We start from the raw sequence: 15,606 nt of genomic DNA on the forward strand, positions 1-15,606 counted from the left end.
CCCGGTCGTTGGGGGGACATGAAGCTCGCAGTGTTCGTCGGATACGTCGCCGTGGAGGTCGCGGCCTTCGTGGGGCTGGTGTACGCCATCGGCTTCTGGTGGACGCTGCTGCTCACGCTGGCCGCGATCGTCCTCGGCGTCGCGGTGCTGCGCCGGCAGGGCGCGCGGATCTTCGCCGAGATGCGCCTTGCCCAGTCGGACCCGGGGGCCGCCGCGCGATCACTCACCGATGCGGCCTTGCTCGCCTTCGCGACCGTGCTGTTCTTCGTCCCGGGCCTGGTCACGACGGTCGTCGGCATCCTCCTGATGCTGCCGCCGGTGCGTGCTCTCGCCCGACCCGCCGTGGCGGCCGTCGGCGCGCGGCGGATGACGCGCGTCGTGGACCGGTTCGGCCCGATGACCGGCCGCGGCGTCACGGTGATCGACGGCGAGGTCGTCGACCCCTACCCGCCGACGTCCACCACGGATCGGTACCGACTGCGCTGACGGCCTCTCGGGGGCACAGGGCAGACTGGTCCCTCGTGGGAACGCAACTGTTCGTCGGGGGACACGTCTACACGCCGTCGTCCCCGGACGCCACGGCCATCGCGATCACCGACGGCGTGGTGTCGTGGGTCGGTACCGACGACGTCGGCCGTGCTCTGCACGAGGGTGTCGAGACCGAGGATCTCGAGGGCGCCTTCGTCGCACCTGCCTTCGTCGACAGCCACGTGCACCTGACGTCCACCGGACTCGCGCTCGAGGGGCTCGACCTCGACGACGCCCGCGACCGGCACGACTGCCTCGACCGTCTCCGCCGTCACGTCGCCGACACACCCCCCGGCGACCTGGTCTGGGGCCTGGGCTGGGACGCGTCCCGCTGGACCGACGACACGCCGCCCTCGACCGACGAGATCGACGCCGTCGTCGGTGACCGGCCCGTGTACCTGGCCCGGATCGACGAGCACTCGGCCGTCGCCTCGTCGGCCCTGCGCCTCATCGCGGGCGGTCTCCCCGACGCGCAGGGGTTCCACCCGCAGATGCCGCTGACCGCAGAGGCCCACCACCTCGTCCGCGCCGCGGCGCGGGAGCTGCTGAGCCCGGTGCAACGGGAGCGCGCACAGCGGCGCGCACTCGACGACGCGCTCGCCCACGGCGTCGTCGCGGTGCACGAGAACGGCGGCCCCGACATCAGCGGGCTGAACGACCTCGCCGCGCTGTCCGTCCTCGACCACCCCGTCGAGGTGCGCCGCTACTGGGGGCAGGCCGTGGCCGATGCCGACGACGCCCGTGCGCTGCTGCACGCGACCGGTGCCCACGGGTTGGCGGGCGACCTGTTCATCGACGGGGCCATCGGGTCCCACACCGCGTGGCTGCGCGAGCCGTACACCGACCATCCCGGACACCGCGGGGTGTCCTACCTCGACCACGACACGGTCCTGGCCCACCTGCGCGCCTGCACCGAGGCCGGCATCCAGGCGGGGTTCCACCTCATCGGCGACGCCGCGACCCAGTGCCTCGTCGACGCGCTGTCGGTCGTGGTGGAGGAGTTCGGCAGCGTGGCGGTCGCCCGCTGCGCGCACCGCGTGGAGCACGCCGAGATGGTCGACACCCAGGCGGCGCAGACCCTGGCCCGCGCGGGTGTCACCGCGAGCATGCAACCGCTGTTCGACGCGCTCTGGGGCGGACCCGGTGACCTGTACGAGCAGCGTCTGGGCACACCGCGCGGCACCGGCCTCAACGACTTCGCGTCGCTGGCGCGTGCGGGGGTCACCCTCGCGTTCAGCTCGGACTCGCCGGTGACGGGCATCGACCCGTGGGCGCAGATCCGCGCCGCGGTCCACCACCACAACCCCGTCAGTGCCGTCTCCCCGCGCGCCGCGTTCGCCGCGTGCACCCGAGGCGGTTGGCGTGCGGCGGGCGAGCGGGACCCGATGCTCGGGACGCTCGTCCCCGGTGCGCCCGCCGACATCGCGTTCTGGGACGCCGGTGACCTGGTCACCGCGGGATCGGCGGAATCGGTACAGCGCTGGTCGACCGATCCGCGCTCGCGGACACCACCCCTGCCCGACGTCACCCCGGGCGTCGACCTGCCGACCTGCCGACGGGTGCTGCGCGCCGGCACCGAGATCCACCGTCGGTCGGGGTCGTGACCGCGACGACGACCCGCGCGCCGGAACCCGCCCCGACCCGATCCCGACGCCCGGCGACAGACCCGCTCGTCCGGGTCGGTGCAGCCGCGGTCGGCGGGTTCGCGCTGTGGGGTGCGTTCCCCCCGCGCAACCTGTGGTGGCTCGCCGTCCTCGGGCTCGCGCTGCTGTACGCGACGCTCGCGGTCGGGCGCCCGCGCGCCCGTGTCGGTGCGCTGTGCGGTCTCGTGTTCGGGTTGTGCTTCTGGCTCCCGCTGCTGCCGTGGGTCGGTGTCTACGTCGGGCCGTTGCCGTGGGTCGCGCTCGCCGTCGCGCTCGCGCTCTACGGCGCCGCGTTCGGGGCGCTGGCGACGGTGACGATGCGACTGCCCGTCGCCCCGGTGTGGTTCGCGACGGTGTGGATCGCGGTCGAGTGGGCTCGCTCGTCGTTCCCGTTCGGCGGGTTCCCCTGGGGGGCCACCGCGTTCGGTCAGGTGGGCAGCCCTCTGCTCCCGGTCGCCGCACTCGGGGGAGTCCCGCTGCTCGGGCTGGCCGTGGCGCTCACCGCATCCGGCCTCGCCGAGGTCGTGCGGCTCGTCGTCACGCGCGGCGCGCAGCCGTGGTCGTCGCTGGTCCGGCCCGCAGCCGTCGCGGCGATCTGCGCCGTCGTGGGTCCTCTCGTCGCCGGGGTGATGTGGCCGTCGGTGCACGCCGCGGACCGTCCCGGGCCGGCGTCGTCGCGGATCACCGTCGCGGCCGTGCAGGGCAACGTGCCACGCCTCGGCCTCGACTTCGCCGCGCAACGCCGCGCGGTCCTCGACAACCACGTGCGCGAGACATTGCGTCTGGCCGACGCCATCCGCGCCGGTCGCGTCGCGCGCCCCGACGTCGTCCTGTGGCCGGAGAACGCCTCCGACATCGACCCGCTCGAGAACGACGACGCCGCCACCGAGATCACCGCGGCGTCACAGGCCGTCGGGGCGCCCATCCTGGTGGGCACGCTGATCCTGAACGCCGACGGGCGGCCCACGAACACGGTGCTGCTCTGGGACAGCGACCGCGGGCCCGTCGGCCGTTACGACAAGCACATCGTGCAGCCGTTCGGCGAGTACCTGCCGTGGCGCTCGTTCTTCCGCCACTTCTCCTCCTACGCCGACCAGGCGGGCAACTTCCGCCCCGGCACGGGACGGTCCGTGCTCGACGTCCCGGTGGACGGACGGTCGCAACCGGTCCCGATCGGGGTGTCGACGTGCTGGGAGATCGCGTTCGACCGCTCACCGCGCGCCGCCGTCGACGAGGGCGCGCAGCTCCTCTACGTCCCGACGAACAACGCCACCTTCGGCCGCACCCAGATGACCTACCAGCAGCTGGCGATGTCGCAGGTGCGCGCCGTCGAACTCGGCCGCAGCGTGGTGGTGGCCGCGACCACCGGTGTCAGCGCGATCGTGGCCCCGGACGGGCGGGTGCAGCAGCGCTCGCAGTTCTTCACGCCGGCGGTGCTCACCGCCGACCTCACACTGCGGACGCAGACCACACCGGCCGCACGTCTGGGCCTCGCGCCACAGGTGACGATCGTGGTGATCGCCGTCGCGGGGTTTTTGGTCGCGCTCGCCCGCCGTACTAGGTTGAGGAAACGTTTGCGCCGGGCCCCCCGCGCCGACGGAGACACACCTGCCCTCACCGCCGAGGAGATCGATGACACCCCGCACCCCTGACGCGTCGGAGTCGGCTGACCCGACCGCATCGGCCGGGGCGCCCGCGACGGTCGGACCCGACGGGTCCGGTGCGCTGGTCATCATCCCCACGTACAACGAACGCGAGAACCTGCCGCTCATCGTCGAACGCCTCCACGGCGCCCTCGCCGGGGCACACGTCCTCGTCGTCGACGACGGCAGCCCCGACGGCACCGGTGACCTGGCCGACTCGCTGGCCTCCCGCGACGCCGACGGCCGACCGGCCACGCGCATCCACGTCCTGCACCGCGCCGAGAAGAGCGGACTGGGCGGGGCCTACATCGCCGGGTTCGGCTGGGGCCTCGAGCGGGACTACACGGTCCTGGTCGAGATGGACGCCGACGGCAGCCACGCCCCGGAGCAGCTGCACCGCCTGTTGGAGAAGGTCAACGCCGGCAACGACCTCGTCATCGGGTCCCGCTACGTCCCCGGCGGGGCACTGGTCAACTGGCCGCGTCGGCGCAAGTGGTTGTCGCAGGGCGCCAACACCTACTCGCGGCTGGCGCTCGGGGTGCAGGTCCGCGACATCACCGCGGGTTACCGCGCCTATCGCCGTGAGGTGCTGCAGAAGATCGACCTCGACTCGGTCGACTCGCACGGGTACTGCTTCCAGATCGACCTCGCGTGGCGGGCCATCCAGGCCGGCTTCCGCGTCGCCGAGGTGCCCATCACGTTCACCGAGAGGCAGATCGGTGAGTCGAAGATGAGCGGCGACGTCATCGGCGAGGCGTTCATGAAGGTGCTCGAGTGGGGGATGGCCCACCGGGTGGAGAAGTTCCGCCGACGGTCGCGCTGACGCGCGTTCGACCCCTCCAGACGACGACGGGCCCCGGCATCAGCCGGGGCCCGTCGTGTCGGTCGGTGACGTCAGCCGGCGGACACGCCGCGACGACGCTGCTTGAGCAGCTCGAGCCGCTCGTTGAGCAGCTCCTCCAACTCGGCCTCGCTGCGGCGCTCGAGGAGCATGTCCCAGTGGGTGCGCGGCGGCTTGACCTTCTTCTCCTCGGGCTCGGCGCCCTCGAGGAGGGTGCCCTCCATGCCGTTCTTGCACGGCCACGTCGAGGGGATCTCGGCGTCGTCGGCGAACGGCACGTCGAAGATCTCGCCGTTGTCCGTGCGGTACTGCACGATGCGACGCGGCGCGAGGTCGTGGTCGCGGTCGGTCTCGTAGCTGACGGCTCCGAGGCGGCTGCCGCGGAGTACTCGATCTGCCATGGTCGGTCCTTCCTGCGAGGTGCTCGTGATGGTGTCGGGCGGGTGGGACGCTCTCGTCGCCGGTGACCCCGACTCGTCGGGAGCCGTCTGGCCGGACACGACTGTCACAGAGCAGAACAGGGACATACTACGCCCCGCGCGCGGTGAGTCCCACCCGGCGCGGGCGGCGTATCGTGCGCCGCGTGGAGACGACGACCCGGCGCCGACCGCAGGCCTGCGGATGGTGCGGTCAGCCCGTCCCGGACTCCGGCGTCGGCCGGCGGCGCCTCTACTGCAAGCAGTCGTGTCGGCAGCGGGCCTACGAACAGCGATCGGTCACGCAGGGCACGTCGGTCCCGGACGACGCGCTGATCCTCAGCCGGGGTGAGGTGGACGCGCTGGTCGACCGCCTGTTCACCCTGCGATGCGCCGCCGAGGACGTCGCGACCGCCGTGGCCGAGGCCGCTCCGCACGACGAACTGGCCGACCTGTGTCGGGAGCTGCTCGACCGCGCCGCCGAGGCCGAACGCCTGCGGTAGCCCTCGTCGGACGGCAGGTCGTCGGCCCGCGGGTCAGAGGAAGCGCTCGACCTGCTTCGCCGCCTCACCGGGATGCCGCGCCTGGATGCCGTCGCCGATCGCCTGCAGCGACCACCCCGACGCCGACCGCGACACCTTCGCCATCACGACGCCGGTGAACGGCATCCCGCCGGCGAGGGTGTAGCGCGCGAGTTCGTGGCCGGTCGTGTCGTCGACGAGCCGGCAGAACGCGTTCTCCACCTGCTCGAAGGTATGCCCCTGGTAGGACGTCACCACGAACAGCACCTGCGTGACCGCCGGTGGGACGCGTGTGAGGTCGACGTCGATGACCTCGTCGTCGCCCTCGCCCTCGCCGGTGAGGTTGTCGCCGTGGTGTCGGATCGACCCGTCCTTGCTGATGAGCTGGCCGTAGTAGGCGAGGTCGCCGAGGCGGGAACCGGCGTACATCATCGCCGACGCGTCGAGGTCGATGTTGGCGCCACGGCCACCACCACCGAACAGACCGCGCTTGACGACCACGGGATCCCACCCGAGACCCATCCTGATGCGCGTGAGGGCGACCCCGCCGTCCTTCTTCAGCGACACCGTCTGACCCTTGGTCAGGCTGACCGGCCTGTCCTTGCTGAGGCTGACCTCGCCGGTCGACGCGGTCGGCCACGGCTGCGACCCGCCGGACGGCGCCTGCGGGGCGGCCGGACGCGGTGTGGGCGCAGCCGGAGGCGGCGTGGGAGCCCGCGGCGGGGTGGGGGCCTGCGGTGCCGGGGTGGGGGTGGCCGCGGGACCCGGCGCGTCGTCGACGGAGACGCCGTGGTCGGTGACGAGCGCGGCGAACCCGCCCGCGTACCCCTGGCCCACCGCGCGGACCTTCCACCCGTCGCCGCGTCGATAGACCTCCGCCGCGATGACGATCGACTCGGTCGCGAGGCCGTCGATCCGGTACTCGTAGGTCTCCGACCCCGACGCGATCCGCGTCACCGGCGGCGTGACGGCGCCGAACGTGCCGGAGTCCAGCGTGATGACGGCCCGGATCTGGTCGATGTCGGCGGGGATGGCGGCGAGGTCGATCCGCAGGGTGCCGCCGGCGCCGGCGACGAGGGTGACACCGGGGGCCGACGGCTGGTTGTAGAACACGAAGTCCGCGTCGGTGCGGACCTTGCCCGACGACGTCACCAGCAGTGCCGACAGGTCGGACGACGCGGCCACCTGCACGGTCACCTCGACGCTGCTCGACGGCAGCGGTCCGTTCTGTCCCTTGATCAGCGCGGTCGTCATGGGTTCCCGTCTCGGTCGTCGGTCCAGGTCAGCAGGGTCGCCACGATCTCCTCGGAGGCCGCGACGCCGGAGGCACTCGAAACGGACAACGTCGGATGGTGCCACGAGAGTTCCTCGAGCTCACCGTGTCGCGGGCGGATCGCCCGGTGCGCGCGCTCGAGCACCGGCCGGTCGAGTGCGCCGTCACCGGCGGCGACGACCCTGTCGGCGGGGACGCCGGTGCGGGCCGCGATCTCCGCGACCGCCGCCCACTTGGTCACCGCGTCGGGCATCACATAGACCTTGCGGCCCTGTCGGGACACGTTCCACCCGTCGGCCTCGGCCCACACACGCCACCGTTCGACGAGGTCGTCGGGGGCCGTCGCCGGGTCGATGACCGCGTAGCAGAACAGGTCGTCGGCGACGCGCGCGGCGCGCAGCCAGACCGGGTCGGCGTCGGCGACGATGCGCTCGTACACCGTCGCGACCGGGAGGGAACCGGACACCGCGGCGTCGATCTGCTTGCGCCACAGGGGGTCCGGCGCCCCGTCGACGAGGATCTCCCCACCGTTGGCGGCCACGGCGAACGGCCGCGGACGACCCGGGAACCGCACCCGCCGGTACTGTGCGACGGTCCGGGTGGTCACCGGGACGACGAGCGCCTGCTCGTCGAGCTCGTCGAGGAGGTCGACGGTGACGGGGCTCATGTACGACAGCGGGCGGTCGTCGAGGTGCTCGACACAGCGCAACCCCTCGACCGGGACCCCGGCCGAGGCGGCGGAGAAGATCAGCGTGCGATCGAGGTCGACGGCCGCGATCGCGTCACTCACGTCCCGACTCCTTGATGAGTCCGACGCAGGCATAGGCGAGGTCGGGGTCGACCTCGACCGGGACGCCGCGTGCGGCCGCGAGGGCGAGGATGTGGCGCAGGGCGGGGTCGTCGGGGTCGCGGACGAGGACCCGCCACGGGACCCGCCGCAGGAGCACGCGCGTCGTCTCGCCCACGCCGGGCTTGACGAAGTTGACCGACGAGATGGCGAACTCGGCGCGGATGCGCTCGACCGACGCCCATCCGCGGAAGTCCGGGGTGCGGTCCGCCGCGCGGATCGAGTCGACCTGCGCCGCGGCGTCGTCGGCGACGTCGGGGAAGCAGGCCGACACGGTGTCGAGCAGGTGGTTCGAGACGTCGGCGTCGGCGAGGTCGCGGTAGAACTTCGCGCCGTGGAACTGTCCGGGCGCCAGCAGGCGGTCGTTGAGCACCGTCCGCGACACCAGGCCGGAGACGGTCGAGTTCAGACACGCGGACGCGATGAGGAAGTCGTCGCGGGTGCCGAAGGTGCGAACGCAGTATCCGGGGTCGGCGAGTACGGCGAGGTCCGGGTCGCACCGGGGGCCGCCGGCGCGGGCGAGGTCGTCGAGCGCGACGGTCAGTTCACGGGTGATCGCGCCCTTGCCCGTCCACCCGTCGACGAAGACGATGTCGGTCGGGCGGTGGTGCTCGGCGAGCCAGCCGACGGCCGCGGCGTCGATGCCGCGGTCCCGGACGATCGACACCGCCAGGTGCGGCAGGTCGAGACCGTGCCGAACGCGCGCCCACCGGCGCATCAGGATGCCGACCGGGGTGCCGGCGCGGGCGAGGGACGCGAGCACGACGTCGGTCCCGCGTTCGGCGAGGACGAGGTCGGTCACCGTCGCGACGGCGGTGGCCAGCACCGGTGCCGTCTCCTGCAGAACCTGCTCGAACAGCTCCCGGTAGGCGGCATCGGGCTGGAACTCGTGCGGCAGGGACTCCGCGTAATGGGCGGTACCGGCCTGGATAGCGGTCTCCCGCTCGACCACGTCGGCCTCGAGGTCGACGTGCGAGAGGTCGGTCAGCAACCAGCCCACCTCGTCGGGCGCGTAGCTCCCGAAAGCGGGCCCACGCAGGGGTTCCTGGCTCACTCGATCGCCTCGTGAGCGTCGGCGCGTGCGCGGGCCAGCGCGTCGAACGACGTCCCGCCCGAAACGACGAGCAGCAGGTCGCGACCGTCGGCGGTCAATGCCTCCACGACGCCGCCCGGAGCGACGAGCGCTGCGGTGTCGGAGGGTGGGTCGACGATGAGCACACGCTGCGTCCGCGGGTCGTCGGCGGCGGCGTTGTAGAGGTGCCGCGTGCCGTGGCGTCCCCGTGCGGAGTCGGGTTCGGGTGCGGTGAAGGCGTATCCGTGTCTCAGGGGGTAGCCGTCGCGGTCGGCCACGAACGCGGGGGAGCGGGTGGTGGTCTGCGACGTCACCGACCAGCCGCGGTCCTCCAGGGCCGCGCCGACCCGCAGCGGCAGGTACATGAACTCCTCGTGCCCGACCACCACGACGGCGCGACCGGGGTCGAGGTGCTCGGCGATCGCGTCGGCGACGGGTGCGGTCGCCCGGTCCGCCGCCTGCGCCTCACGCTCGAGCGTCCCGTGTCGTCCGCTGTCGGGCACGTCGGCGGGCCACGCGGTGCGCAGGCGCGTCACCGTCCCCTCCGAGCCGCCGACGTCGGGGGACGGAGGGTCGGGGAGTGCGGCGACACGGTCGACCAGATCGGGCGGGATGACGGCGGAACCCGTTGCCAGCGCGACGAACTCGACCCGTACACCGGAGCGTCGCGCAAGGGCGTCGCAGCGGGCGCGGTCGTCGTCGCCGCGCAGGTCCACCAGTGCCGCGACCACCCACGACGACGCCCGCACGGTCGGCTGCAGGGCGGCGACCGCGGCGATCGCCGTCGCGCCGGTGGAGATCTCGTCGTCGACGAGCACGCACGGCGTGTCGGCCGGGAGCAGACCACGGGACGTGGGTTGCACGAGGTGGTCGGTGGCGTGCGAGTGCCCCTCGACGAACCGCGCCGTGGTCGGCACGGCGGGTACCGCACGGCGCGTGGACTGCAGGTACACCGGCGCGTGCAGCCGGCGAGCGACGCAGTGGCCGAGGCCCGTCGCGGTCTCGGCGAACCCGAACACGGTCGGGGTGCCCACGTCGATGTGCGTCGTCGCCACGACGTGGTCGGCCAGCGCCTCGGCGGCGGCGGCGATCCGCGACGGCGCCACCGGGATGTGTTTGCCGAGCACCGTCGAGACCCAGAGATGCGCGCGACGCGGGTTGCGGCGGAGACCGGGTCGGACCAGGTCGTCGACCGTCCATCCCGGGACACCGCCGGTGGCCGTGATCTGCAGTCCCGCGGTGGGATCGCTCACCGGTCCACCACCGCGGTGAGAACCTCGATGATGCCCACCTCGGGACGGGTCACCCCGAACGCCTCGGCGCGGAGCAGCGTGCGGATCGCCCAGTTCCGGTGCGGGCGACGCTCGTTCATCTTGTTGCGGTACGTCGACGCGAGGACGCCGCCCTCGGTGACGCCGTCGCCATCGCCGGGGGCGTCGTCCTCGTCGCGTCCGAGCACCGCCAGCGCGTCGACGTACTCCTCGTGACTGACGGTGCTGGTGGCGTTGACGACGTTGACGTGTGTGGGGTGGATGACCGTCTTGCCCAGCAGGCCGTTCGCGCGGTCGAGGACGATCTCGCGCAGCATGCCGTCGAGGTCACGGCTGACCAGGTGGCGTCGGAACCGGACGGCGTCGAGTTCCTCGAACGGCGTGTTGCGCAACAGCGGGCGGAACATGCGCTCGTGGGCGTTGTAGTACTCCCACACCGGGCCGGTGATGGTGAACCCGGTGCCGTCGTGCCGGCCCAGCCGGGTCACGACGGCGGCGATCACCGAGGCGACCGGGTGCACGTCGTAGATGGTCAGGTCGGGATCACGACGGATCCCGAACGTGCCGCTGAGGTCGGTGGCCCCGATGCGGACCGCCAACACCCGGTCGCGGTGCTCGTCGAGAAGCTCTGCGATCCCGGCCAGCTCCTCGGCGCGGGTGTCGGGGTGGACCACCCGCGGCGACTCGATGATCGGCATCGCGTACAACGGCCCGTGTGGGGTCGGGAGAGCGGCCGCGATGCGGTCGAGGTGGTCCGCACCGTCGGCGACACCGAACTTGGGCAGCGCGAACCCGCTCAGCGCGTCGGTTCCCACGCCGGCGCCGTCGAGAACGGCGTCGATCTGTTCGGCCGACCGGACGCGGACGAACACCATCGGCGCCGCGTCGGTGCCCGACAGGTCGTCGAGCGTCGCGCCCACGGCGGCGAGGCCCGCGTCCACCTGGTCGTCGGGCACGGCATCTTCGAGGTCGAGGACGACCGATGCCGTGCCCGCCCGCGCGGCGCGCATCACCGACCCGGTGAGGTCGGGCCGGACCGAGGGGATGTACAGCGTCGCGCCGAGGGCGGCGGCGACCTGGTCGCGGGACCCGGCCAACGGGATCGGTCGGGGCGGCCGGTGGAAGAGACGGTGGCGCTCGTCGTCGGTGAGCATGGGGAAGTGGGTCACCGACCGCCCGACCGCAGCCGCGGGTCGTCTCATCGCACGCCCGACTTCATCTTGGCCACGACGTCGGCGACGAACTCCGCCACCGAGTCCAGTTCCCGCACATAGGCGAGGTAGTCGGGGTGGCGGCCGGTCAGACCCGCGGTCGCGCGGTCGACGCGGTTCGCGGCCGCGTCGATCACCGACCCCCAGCGCGCCACCAGGCGGCGGTCCACGGCGAGGAGCTGGGCGTCACGGATGGCGAAACGTGTCCGGCGTTCGACGGCACCGGGGTCGTCGCGGACCGACCGCAGCAGCTCCAAGCGGTCGGTGACGCCGTCGACGAGGGCCTCGGCACGGGCGAGATCGTCGCGCGCCGCCCCGATCTCGGCCGCGGCGGCCTCGGGATCGGAGGCGGAGACGGCAGCGGCGGCCCGGATGTGTTCGTCCGCGCGGTCGAGGGCCTCGCGCCCACGACGGTCGTCGCCGACGACGTCCTCGGAACACGCGGCCGAGAACTCCCGCAGCAGAGCGGAGTAGGCGTCGGGCAACCGCTCGGCCCGGGTGGCCACCGCCGACCGTCGCGTGCGGACCGAGGCCAGCGCACGGGTGACCTCGGCGGTGCGCCCGGGTGCGCGGTCGACCGCGTCGCGCAGTGCCTCGGTCGTCGCGACGAGTCGCTCGGTCGCCCGAGCGACGTCGCCCGGACGGCCTTGCGCCCGCGCCTGGCCGACCGCGTCGCGCGCGACCTCCGTGTCCCGCATCGCGGAACGCACCGAGGCGTAGGACTGCGCGGCGGTCGGCAGCCCACCGACCGCGGCGAGAGCCTGCTCGGCGGCCTGCAGTGCCTGCGTCGCACGGGTGGGCAGCGCCGCCGCGGCCGAGCGCGCGTGCTCGACGGACGTGGCGTGACGCTCGTAGAAGGCGTCGAGTCGGGTCGCCCTGTCGTGCAGGGCGGCGGTGCACCGCTGCAGGTCCGTCACGGTCGGCGCCGGCACGGGGGCCGCCGTCGGGTCCGGGTCGGCAGAGAGCCGGAGGTAGTCGTCGATCGTGGCGTACACCTCTTCACGCAGAGGTGCGAACGCGGTGACCAGATCCGGGTGCAGGCCGAGGTCGCGCGCGGCGTCGACGCCGTCGTCGATCACCGACAGTCGCCGGTCGAGATCGAGGAAGGCGCGCACCATCTCGGCACGGGCGGTCTCCACCGGACCGTCGGAGGGGCCGGCGGTGCGTGCATCACGCCGGAACCACCCACTGACCACGCCGCGATCGTACTGGTGCACCCACCCGGCACGTCCGGCTCGGCCGGGCACATCCGACCTTCGGAGGATGACCGGGATGTCGGGTCTCCGCGTACCGTGGTGGCGACGACCGGGGTGGGTGGCCACCGCGCACCCCGCCGCAGCACGACCCCGCCCCGGGGAGGTCCCGGCCGGCGAGAAAGGACCGACATGGGCGTCAGTTTGAGCAAGGGCGGCAACGTCTCCCTCACCAAGGAGGCACCGCACCTGACCGCGGTGTCGGTGGGGCTCGGATGGGACATCCGCACCACCACCGGGACCGACTTCGACCTGGACGCGAGCGCCATCGCCGTCGGCACCGACAAGAAGGTGTTGTCGGACAAGCACTTCGTCTTCTTCAACAACCTGACGTCGCCCGACGGCTCCATCGAGCACACCGGCGACAACCTCACCGGTGAGGGCGAGGGCGACGACGAGGTCATCAAGGTGAACCTCGCGGCGGTGCCGCCGGAGGTCGACTCGATCGTCTTCCCCGTCTCGATCTACGACGCCGACTCGCGGTCGCAGTCGTTCGGTCAGGTGCGCAACGCGTTCATCCGCGTCGTCGACCAGTCGAACAGCAACGAGATCGCCCGCTACGACCTGTCGGAGGACGCCTCGACCGAGACCGCCATGGTCTTCGGCGAGCTGTACCGCAACGGGTCGGAGTGGAAGTTCCGCGCCGTCGGTCAGGGGTACGCCTCCGGACTCGCGGGGATCGCCCGCGACTACGGTGTGAACGTCTGACGACCCGCACCACACATCTCGTCGGCACAGCCCGGGGAGACGCCACCGTCGGCGTCCCCCGGGCTGTGCCACGCCAGAGGAAAGGCCCACACCTGTGGTAGTCCGCATCTTCGGGATATCGGTCGCCGTGACCGCCGTGTCCCTCGTGGTCGCGTTCATCTACGGCAGCTGGGAGGCGGTCGCGCTGTGCGCCATCCTCGGCGTGCTCGAGGTGTCGCTCTCCTTCGACAACGCGGTCATCAACGCGACCGTCCTCGAGCGGATGAGTGACTTCTGGCAGAAGATCTTCCTCACCGTCGGCATCCTCATCGCCGTGTTCGGCATGCGGCTGCTGTTCCCGCTGGTCATCGTGTGGATCACGGCGGGCCTGAACCCGGTGCGCGCTTTCGACCTCGCCATGAACCCCCCGCCGGAGGGCTCGGGGCAGGAGTCCTACGAGCAGATCCTCACCGACGCGCATCCGCAGATCGCCGCGTTCGGCGGGATGTTCCTGTTCATGCTGTTCCTCAACTTCATCCTGTCCGAGCGGGAGACCACGTGGCTGGACTGGCTGGAGAAGCCACTCGCCGCGATCGGGCGCCTCGACCAGCTCGCCGTGGTCATCGCGGGCGGCACCCTCGTGCTCGTCGCGGAGTTCCTCGCCGACGACACCCACCGCGCCACGATCCTCATCTCGGGCACGCTCGGGATGATCACCTACATCACCGTCGACGGCCTCGGATCGCTGTTCCACACCGACCAGATCGCCGAGGAGAACGGCGACCAGTCCGGTGAGGGCGCGCCTGCCCGCGGACCGTCGGGGGTGGCGAAGGCGACGGGCAAGGCCGCGTTCTTCCTGTTCCTCTACCTCGAGGTCCTCGACGCGTCGTTCTCCTTCGACGGCGTCATCGGCGCGTTCGCCATCACCGCCGACCCGATCATCATCGCGCTCGGCCTCGGATTCATCGGCGCGATGTTCGTCCGATCGATCACGATCTACCTGGTCCGCACCGGCAGCCTCGCCGAGTACCGCTACCTCGAGCACGGCGCCCACTGGGCGATCGGCGCCCTGGCCGTCATCCTGTTCGTGTCGATCGAGTACCACATCAACGAGGTGATCACCGGTCTGATCGGGGTGGCCTTCATCGGCGCGGCCTTCCTCACCAGCATCGCGGCGAATCGGCGTGAGCGGGCCGCGGAGACGACGCGCGAGACCACCTCCGTCGCCTGACACCTCCGGGACCACGCCCAGAACGGCCACGAGGAGATTCGAGGACCATGGACCTGCTCCGTTGGAGTCGCCGCCCCGCCGAGGGTGTCGCGGCCACGACGCCGCACGCCCCGGTGATCCGGGGGCTGCTCGCCCGCGCGACGACCCCGCTGCTCCCGGACGACTACCTGCATCTGCTGAACCCGCTGTGGTCGGCGCGGGAACTGCGCGGTCGGGTGGTGTCGGTCCGCAAGGAGACCGCCGACTCGGCGACGGTCGAGATCGAGACCGGCTGGGGTTTCTCCCACGACTACCGCCCGGGGCAGTACGTCGGCATCGGTGTCCAGATCGAGGGCCGCTGGCACTGGCGCTCCTACTCGTTGACGTCGATCGGCACGGCCGCGCGCAAGCGGATCACGGTTACGGTCAAGGCCAACCCCGACGGGTTCCTCTCGTCGCACCTCGTCGACGGGCTCGCGCCGGGGACGGTGATCCGGCTCGCCGCCCCCCGGGGTGACTTCGTCCTGCCGAGCCCGCCGCCGGAGCGTCTGCTGTTCGTCACCGCCGGCAGCGGCATCACGCCGGTGATGGCCATGCTGCGTAGCCTGCGCGACCGGGGCACCCTGCCCGACGTGGTGCACGTGCACTCCGCACCCACCCGGGACGACGTCATCTTCGCCGACGAGCTGGCCGAGCTCGCCGCGACCGCCGACTCGTACACCCTGCACCTGCAGCTGACGCGCGAGATGGGGAAGGTCGATCTCACCGCCCTCGACGACGTCGTACCCGACTGGCGCGAGCGGTCCACCTGGGCGTGCGGACCGATCCGGATGCTCGACGACGTCGAGCACGTCTTCGCCGACGCCGGGGTCGCCGACAACCTGCACATCGAGCGGTTCGCGATCGACCGCGACGCCGCACGGGGTGAGGGCGGGACGCTGACGTTCACGCGGTCCGAGCGGTCGGTGGAGATCGACGGTGCGACCACCATCCTCGAGGCGGGCGAGTCCCTGGGCGTCTCACTGCCGTTCGGCTGCCGGATGGGCATCTGCCAGTCGTGCGTCGTGCCCCTCGAATCCGGCCACACCCGCGACCTGCGGTCGGGGGAGGAGCACCGCGAGGGCGAGCGGATCCAGACCTGCGTCTCGACGGTGTCGGGCGCGTGTTCCATCGACCTGTGACGAGGCATC

15 protein-coding genes are annotated in these 15,606 nt (G+C 72.2%); 8 read left to right on the forward strand and 7 right to left on the reverse strand.

Features of this window, described 5'->3' with window-relative positions; all coding sequences use genetic code 11:
- The first annotated feature begins 18 nt into the window (after window positions 1-18).
- The 4 genes from LX12_RS02510 to LX12_RS02525 are packed head-to-tail and all read left to right on the forward strand — an operon-like array spanning window position 19 to window position 4,637.
- Window positions 19-486 carry an FxsA family protein gene (locus LX12_RS02510; protein ID WP_253652898.1) on the forward strand — a complete coding sequence of 156 codons (468 nt, stop codon included), beginning with the start codon at window positions 19-21 and terminating at the stop codon, window positions 484-486.
- Between the two features lie 35 nt (window positions 487-521).
- A complete protein-coding gene (locus LX12_RS02515; protein ID WP_253652899.1) occupies window positions 522-2,132 on the forward strand; it encodes an amidohydrolase in 1,611 nt (536 codons plus the stop codon).
- Window positions 2,129-3,823, forward strand: a complete 1,695-nt coding sequence (gene lnt, locus LX12_RS02520; RefSeq protein WP_372504904.1) for an apolipoprotein N-acyltransferase — start codon at window positions 2,129-2,131, stop codon at window positions 3,821-3,823. The genes LX12_RS02515 and lnt overlap by 4 nt, the downstream gene beginning before the upstream one ends.
- Complete coding sequence (locus LX12_RS02525; protein WP_253652900.1) at window positions 3,804-4,637, forward strand: polyprenol monophosphomannose synthase; 834 nt, start codon at window positions 3,804-3,806, stop codon at window positions 4,635-4,637. Before lnt ends, LX12_RS02525 begins: the two co-directional genes overlap by 20 nt.
- A 71-nt stretch (window positions 4,638-4,708) precedes the next feature.
- Here LX12_RS02525 and LX12_RS02530 read toward each other — a convergent pair whose 3' ends face one another.
- A complete protein-coding gene (locus LX12_RS02530; RefSeq protein ID WP_253652901.1) occupies window positions 4,709-5,056 on the reverse strand; it encodes an RNA polymerase-binding protein RbpA in 348 nt (115 codons plus the stop codon).
- Between the two features lie 182 nt (window positions 5,057-5,238).
- On the opposite strand from LX12_RS02530, the gene LX12_RS02535 reads away from it, so the two are divergent.
- Window positions 5,239-5,574 (forward strand): hypothetical protein, encoded by a 336-nt coding sequence (locus tag LX12_RS02535; protein ID WP_253652902.1) that lies wholly within the window; start codon window positions 5,239-5,241, stop codon window positions 5,572-5,574.
- 33 nt (window positions 5,575-5,607) lie between these two features.
- Here the strand turns inward: LX12_RS02535 and LX12_RS02540 are convergent, their stop codons facing one another.
- Genes LX12_RS02540 through LX12_RS02565 form a run of 6 tightly spaced genes read right to left on the reverse strand, consistent with a single transcriptional unit; the run spans window position 5,608 to window position 12,462 of the window.
- Window positions 5,608-6,846 (reverse strand): TerD family protein, encoded by a 1,239-nt coding sequence (locus LX12_RS02540; protein WP_253652903.1) that lies wholly within the window; start codon window positions 6,844-6,846, stop codon window positions 5,608-5,610.
- Window positions 6,843-7,655, reverse strand: a complete 813-nt coding sequence (locus tag LX12_RS02545) for an HAD hydrolase family protein (RefSeq protein ID WP_253652904.1) — start codon at window positions 7,653-7,655, stop codon at window positions 6,843-6,845. The genes LX12_RS02540 and LX12_RS02545 overlap by 4 nt, the downstream gene beginning before the upstream one ends.
- The gene (locus LX12_RS02550) at window positions 7,648-8,766 is read right to left on the reverse strand and encodes a cysteine protease StiP family protein (protein WP_253652905.1); all 1,119 of its coding nucleotides are present in this window, start codon (window positions 8,764-8,766) and stop codon (window positions 7,648-7,650) included. The genes LX12_RS02545 and LX12_RS02550 overlap by 8 nt, the downstream gene beginning before the upstream one ends.
- Window positions 8,763-10,037, reverse strand: a complete 1,275-nt coding sequence (locus LX12_RS02555; protein WP_253652906.1) for a phosphoribosyltransferase family protein — start codon at window positions 10,035-10,037, stop codon at window positions 8,763-8,765. Before LX12_RS02555 ends, LX12_RS02550 begins: the two co-directional genes overlap by 4 nt.
- A complete protein-coding gene (locus LX12_RS02560) occupies window positions 10,034-11,257 on the reverse strand; it encodes an HpcH/HpaI aldolase/citrate lyase family protein (protein WP_253652907.1) in 1,224 nt (407 codons plus the stop codon). The genes LX12_RS02555 and LX12_RS02560 overlap by 4 nt, the downstream gene beginning before the upstream one ends.
- Window positions 11,254-12,462, reverse strand: a complete 1,209-nt coding sequence (locus LX12_RS02565) for a hypothetical protein (RefSeq protein ID WP_253652908.1) — start codon at window positions 12,460-12,462, stop codon at window positions 11,254-11,256. Before LX12_RS02565 ends, LX12_RS02560 begins: the two co-directional genes overlap by 4 nt.
- Window positions 12,463-12,651: 189 nt before the next feature.
- Here LX12_RS02565 and LX12_RS02570 point away from each other — a divergent pair, with 189 nt between their 5' ends.
- The 3 genes from LX12_RS02570 to LX12_RS02580 all read left to right on the forward strand — a co-directional run bounded on the left by LX12_RS02570 (window position 12,652) and on the right by LX12_RS02580 (window position 15,597).
- Window positions 12,652-13,227, forward strand: coding sequence for a TerD family protein (locus LX12_RS02570; RefSeq protein WP_253652909.1), 576 nt, complete (start codon window positions 12,652-12,654; stop codon window positions 13,225-13,227).
- Window positions 13,228-13,321: 94 nt separating this feature from the next.
- Window positions 13,322-14,437, forward strand: a complete 1,116-nt coding sequence (locus LX12_RS02575; RefSeq protein WP_253652910.1) for a DUF475 domain-containing protein — start codon at window positions 13,322-13,324, stop codon at window positions 14,435-14,437.
- A 47-nt stretch (window positions 14,438-14,484) separates the two neighbouring features.
- The gene (locus LX12_RS02580) at window positions 14,485-15,597 is read left to right on the forward strand and encodes a ferredoxin reductase (RefSeq protein ID WP_253652911.1); all 1,113 of its coding nucleotides are present in this window, start codon (window positions 14,485-14,487) and stop codon (window positions 15,595-15,597) included.
- The last annotated feature ends 9 nt before the right edge of the window (window positions 15,598-15,606 follow it).

The organism is Williamsia serinedens (genome assembly GCF_024171725.1).
In the GTDB taxonomy this organism is placed as follows: Bacteria; Actinomycetota; Actinomycetes; order Mycobacteriales; family Mycobacteriaceae; genus Williamsia_A; species Williamsia_A serinedens.